The organism is Mycoplana ramosa, from assembly GCF_041930185.1.
In the GTDB taxonomy this organism is placed as follows: domain Bacteria; phylum Pseudomonadota; class Alphaproteobacteria; order Rhizobiales; family Rhizobiaceae; genus Mycoplana; species Mycoplana ramosa.
In genome coordinates, this window is record NZ_JBHEEW010000031.1 from 1 (window position 1) to 4107 (window position 4107).

4 protein-coding genes and 1 pseudogene are annotated in these 4107 nt (G+C 58.1%); all 5 read right to left on the reverse strand.

Annotated features, from left to right (window positions below; translation table 11 throughout):
* Positions 1-23: 23 nt before the first annotated feature.
* Entirely contained in the window at positions 24-983 is a 960-nt protein-coding gene (locus JNC62_RS21035; RefSeq protein WP_374841419.1) for a recombinase zinc ribbon domain-containing protein, read from the reverse strand.
* A 61-nt stretch (positions 984-1044) separates the two neighbouring features.
* Positions 1045-1857: a recombinase family protein gene (locus JNC62_RS21040; protein WP_374841421.1), complete on the reverse strand. Its 813-nt coding sequence runs from the start codon at positions 1855-1857 to the stop codon at positions 1045-1047.
* A gap of 172 nt (positions 1858-2029) precedes the next feature.
* Positions 2030-2401, reverse strand: a complete 372-nt coding sequence (locus JNC62_RS21045) for a hypothetical protein (protein WP_374841423.1) — start codon at positions 2399-2401, stop codon at positions 2030-2032.
* A complete protein-coding gene (locus JNC62_RS21050) occupies positions 2394-3413 on the reverse strand; it encodes a hypothetical protein (RefSeq protein ID WP_374841425.1) in 1020 nt (339 codons plus the stop codon). Before JNC62_RS21050 ends, JNC62_RS21045 begins: the two co-directional genes overlap by 8 nt.
* A gap of 322 nt (positions 3414-3735) precedes the next feature.
* A pseudogene (locus JNC62_RS21055) lies at positions 3736-4020 on the reverse strand (integrase catalytic domain-containing protein); the annotation flags it as partial.
* Between the last annotated feature and the right edge of the window lie 87 nt (positions 4021-4107).

A 4107-nucleotide genomic window follows, 5' to 3' on the forward strand; every position in this document is an offset into this window, starting at 1 on the left:
AGCAGCCCGGTAGCTCGTCAGGCTCATAACCTGAAGGCCGCAGGTTCAAATCCTGCCCCCGCAACCACTGAGACTTGTAACGCCATCCATTCCTGCTCCCGCTCGGCCAGCAAGGCTTCGCAGCGGCGCAGGAATTTTGTCTTGTCTGCGAGCGACTTGAACTCCCCGGCGGAACGTTTGCGCAAAAATTCCGCTGATTGTTGATCCCGCAGTTCCCGTGAAACCTCGCGCCAGGCTTCCTGAGCGGCCAGGATGGCGGCGAGGCGTCCATGGATGATCAGCTCCGCCGACTTGCCATCTGCCGATGGCGCAATGACCACCTTTTGCACGAGCTGCCTGGCGATTGATATCCAGCTCTCCTCGACACCACTCTCTCGCGTTGACAGCATGGTCTTGACGGCGGCGATCGCGCTTTTGAGCATGCCGGCATTGAGGGGTGGTGTCACCAACGGTGCGGGTGTCGAAGGCGCTACGGCCAACTGGCTCGCCAGTGACAGGCGTTGTTGTTCCAGTTCATTCAGCATCTGATCGAGCGCGGGGATGACGGCATGCCCGGCCATAATGCGTTCTGCAATCTTCTCGCCGATCGCCTTTTGCTTGGTTTCAATGGCGGTGATCTCTGTGCGTAGCCGTTCCGGCTCTACTAATGCCCGTTGATGTCCGCGTCCGACAGTCGCCTTGATGTCGCGGTTGATCCGGTCGAGATTGTCGGCACCCAGAAGATTGTCTGGAACCGCAGAAACCACTCGATCTTCGAGTTCGTAACGGCTGATCGTCTTGCTGTTCGTGCAGGTAATTCCGCCGAGATGGTCGATCGGCAGCTTCTTCTGCCGATTTGTGCAGCCGTAGCGGTCCTTGGCCATGATGGCATATGGCCCGAAGCAATGCGCGCATTCGAGAATGCCGCTCAGCAGATATTGTGGCCGGTGGGCCTTGTTCAGGCGGTTTGTGGTCGTATGGGAGAAGCTCTGTTCGACTTCCAACTGCCGCTTCTTGACCGCAGTCCAGTGCGCGTCTGAGACGATCCGCAACTCGGGTTGTTCCCTAACAACCCAATGGTCGCGGTCGTTCGGGCGCGCGACCCGCTTCTGTATCGGGGTTCTTCCGGTACTCGCGCCTGTTCCACACCACGCGCCCGATATAGAGTTCATTGTTCAGGACGCCGGTGCCACGGCTGACATGTCCGCGTATGGCTGTGTCGCGCCATTTGGCTCCGCGAGGTCCGGGTACTGCGGGTATGCGGCTGTTGAGTTCGACAGCAATGTCCTTCGGCGATCGACCCTTTGCATATTCCTCGAATATCCAGATGATGATCCGCGCTTTGGCTTCGTCGATCTCGCGCAGACCGGGAATGCGGTCCCCGCGCTCATCATAAGCCTGCTTTACACGGTAGCCATAAGCAATGCCGCCTGCGGCCTTGCCCTTCTGGACTGTGGTCCTCATGCCTTCGCGGGTCCGGTAGCGCCCTTGCTCGACCGTTTCCTGGCTGAGGACCGCGCCGATGTTCATCTCGATATCTGAAATGCGGGCATTGGCTCTCGCGGTCCAAAGCTCGACATCGTGATAGCTCAGCTTCTTGCCGATCTGCGCGCTGTGGGCGACGTCTCGGGAGAGACGATCTGTCGAAAGGCAGAGAACGATGTCGATGCCGCCCCGCTCCACGCGCCTCAGTAGTTGCTGGATGCCGGGCCGCCGCTTGTAGCTCGTACCGCTGACGGCGCTGTCGTGATAGGTCTCTACGAGCTGCCAGCCGTGCTGATCGATGACCGCCTGGCAGCGCGCGAGCTGCGTCTCGATCGACTGCTCATCCTGGCGATCGGTCGAATAGCGCGCGTAGACAATGACGTTTTTGCTCATGAAGCCCCCTGATTACCCGGTACCTAGGGACATGAATGGGCAGATACAAGCGACGGGTCGTGCAGAGGGTTCAAACTCTGTCGTTCCGATTCAATCGCAAACGCCGTTAAATGAAGTAATGGGGGGAGCGATTGTCCTTCTGTGAAAACGACGTTTGTGACAGTTCCCTACGTCAAAAGGATCCATCCATTGGGTCCTTGGTCCCACCGCCTTTGATGTTATCGCCTGTCCAAAGATGTGGCTTGCGGCGGAAATCCCAGCCACCGTCGACATATCTGTCGATGAGATCGCCCAGCGCCCGGTCTGAGGCCGCTGAATCAAATCCCTGCTCGACCAGCTTCTCGAGGATCGCTTCCTCGACTTTGCTCATCCGAGCGGGATTGCCTTCGCGCTCGGCGAGCTTCGCAGTGTTGACAATCAACCACTGCAGCGCAATCCGGGCGATATCGTCGCGGCCGGGGCGGCGTAGCTTCTTCTGCGCATCGCGATATTCCTGTTGCCGCGCTCTCTGCTCTCGCAGCCGTGTCGCTCTCAATTTAGCCATCAACACCTCCCGCAAACGCCGTGCGCCCGAGATCGAGAAATGCTCGCAGGCGATCCCCGCTTTCACTGCAGATTTTGGAGACGCGGTCGAGATCTTCCGGATTGAGCAGGTTTTCCCCTATATGAAAGCCGGTGCTGTCGACCACGACGGTGACATCCTGCCCCTCGAAAAGAGGATGCGCGACGTAGGTAATCTCCCGGTCCAGCCAGGGAGTGATCTCCTCGAAGGACATAAGTCGACTTGTATCGGGTGCCAAGGTGGCGACTGCGTGTGGAAGTTGCGGTGTAGCGCGGACGTCATTCGTCTTCGCCGGTGTGGCAGCACAGGCGGCGTGTGTCTTTTTGGAGGGCGACGTTTTGGTGTCCTGTAAAGGCACAATAAAGCTTGGACCCTTGTGTGTCACTTCGGAGACCCAAAGAACAGCTTCCATCTCGGCGGTCACATCCGCATAGGGCTTGTTGGTACCTTTCGCGAAGGACAATGACAAATCCTTGGCCCTAGCCAGCGCATCGGCCGAATTGGATCGCCCGACCGCAAGATAGTGGTAGGCAAAAGCGGGATCCCCTTGCGGGTATTCGGGCAAAATGACCTTCTCGACGCGCGGTTTGTCGTCCTGAAGCAGGCAGACGCGGAAGAAATCGATTTTGCATTTGCGGCTGCCGTTGATGTCCAGGACCCGGCCATCGAGCCGTATTGCATCGCAGCCTTCGTCGCCAAGATACCTGCGCCATCCGGTCAGCGCATTCTGGTTGAAACCGGCTAAGCGATTGCCGCAAACGACGTCCAATGGAGGGTCGATAACGACGTCGGTGAGCGTGATTATTACGCTAGTGGCGGGTCCGCTATACAGTGGTCGGGCGTGATAACGGACCGGTGTTTTGGTCAGATGCCGTCTGACCGTTTTTGTCGTGTAGACATGCGGGATCGAGTACGCGCAGGCTTGCGCGTTTGAGGTTAAGTGCTTGTTCATTTTAGGAAATGTAGGTTGATACTGAGAATAGGCTGTGGGCAATCCGACAGCCTGTCAAGCGGAAAATCGGCCGATGTGCTCAACGGCGTTGCAAAGGCTTTGCTGCCCGTTGAGGGAATGGAGTGCCTTTACCTCATAAACGCCGTCGCCGACGGAATAGAAATTAATCGGATTAAATAAGGGAGGCGCCGGATAATTGACCCGTCCCACACAGTCTTCAGCACGCCGTTTGCGGTTGAATCGATATTGCCGGATGGAGAATCCCGCTCGTCGCGTTGCGAATTCGCTCAACCGAAACGAGATCGCCGTTTGTCGCGTGCAGGCGGATCGGTCTGAGTGGAGCCTTCGGCTCAACGAATAACCCCGGTTTGCCAGGCCGAGAGAAGTCGAGCACGATGCCCTTGTGGTAGGCCCACAGGTCAAGGTCACGGGAGATGAATTCGCTGCCGTTATCGACACGGATCGAGGCCGGATAGCCGATCTGGCGGCACACCCGCTCCAGGGTCTGAACCACATCCTCGCCCCGATAGCTGAAGCGTGCATCAACCGCAGGCGAGAAGCGCGAGAAGGTGTCGACCACCGTCAATACCCGGATTTTGCGCCCCGTGGCCAGTTGGTCGTGAACGAAGTCCATGGCCCAGACATGGTTGGAATGGGTCTGACCTGCCACTGAACTTTCATCCGGCGGCGATTAGAGCCTCGGCGGTTTTGGATACGCCAGATGGCGCGGTGTGAG